The organism is Eubacterium sp. An3, assembly GCF_002159465.1.
GTDB classification, from domain to species: Bacteria; Bacillota; Clostridia; order Lachnospirales; family Lachnospiraceae; genus Anaerobutyricum; species Anaerobutyricum stercoris.
This window is the reverse complement of record NZ_NFIR01000099.1, coordinates 1-907: the sequence shown is the minus strand read 5'-3', so window position 1 is coordinate 907 and position 907 is coordinate 1. Positions and strand designations below refer to the sequence as shown.

The window sequence follows — 907 nt, the reverse complement described above, 5'->3', positions numbered from 1 at the left end:
GCAGGAAGATAAGACGACACGGGTTAGAAGATATAAAAACCTTCTACGCCAGCCTCGTCATCAAACAGATCATCTTCATTTAAAAAATAATCCATATCGAGAAGATCATCCTCGCTCATATGGCGAATGTCCTCGGATGTCATTCCTTCCGGTGGATTATCCATATATTTTTTTCGCAGTTTCTCTGTTTGTGGGTTCATATGCAAAGCCTCCTTTGAAAGGAGTATACCATAAGAATAAGAGAGAAGGAAGTCATGCAGACGACCGCTTTCTACGAGAACGGGACATGACTTTCTCGTACATTTCCTCCAGAGAAACGCGTTTGTGGTTGAAATAGAGTTCTAAAAACAGCATGGTCGTACCACATGCACATTTTAACGGGTCATAGCCAAAAGCAGAAAGGATGGCAGTACGCCACTGGTTAAAGCTTCTGTAGATGTGATGCTTTTCCCGGGAGATAGCCCTGTGAAGCTTTTTATCTATTTCCCGGTGTCGCGCATAAAGACCACCGTAGCGTATCATCTTGTAATGCTTTTCCGGGATATGCTGGATGAGGCGCTGAATGAATTCCATAACAGGAACGGTTTCTTCTACGTATTTGTCATCTTCATGGCGGTTGTAGTGGAAAGTGACAAGATCTCCATCATATTTATCGATCCGTGAAGTGGCGATTACCGGACGGCCAAGATAACGGCCGATATATTTAATGACGGTTTTGGGGTCACATTTGTTGGGTTTGGCATAGACATAGAAACCGTCTTTATGTTCCCGGTAGCAGAGAGCCTTGCTCTTTTTGAAAGAGGGGCCGATCCTGTGTTCCATTTCATTAAGGAGGGCGGTGCGGAAGGCGTTACGAAGGAAAGTATAGTTGAAGTGGCTGATATTACGCCAGAAGCCATTGTCACTG

Annotated in this window: 2 protein-coding genes; both read right to left on the bottom strand. The window is 44.4% G+C overall.

What is annotated here, in order from left to right; all coding sequences use genetic code 11:
* Positions 1-23: 23 nt before the first annotated feature.
* Positions 24-200, bottom strand: coding sequence for a hypothetical protein (locus B5F87_RS21300; protein ID WP_171900641.1), 177 nt, complete (start codon positions 198-200; stop codon positions 24-26).
* A gap of 52 nt (positions 201-252) precedes the next feature.
* Positions 253-907 (bottom strand): transposase (locus B5F87_RS20510; protein ID WP_204246109.1); only part of this gene is annotated, 655 nt, incomplete at its 5' end.

Coding starts and splice junctions, on each gene's coding strand:
- B5F87_RS21300 (WP_171900641.1), bottom strand. CDS start 200: ATGAACCCACAAACAGAGAAACTGCGAAAAAAATATATGGATAATCCA.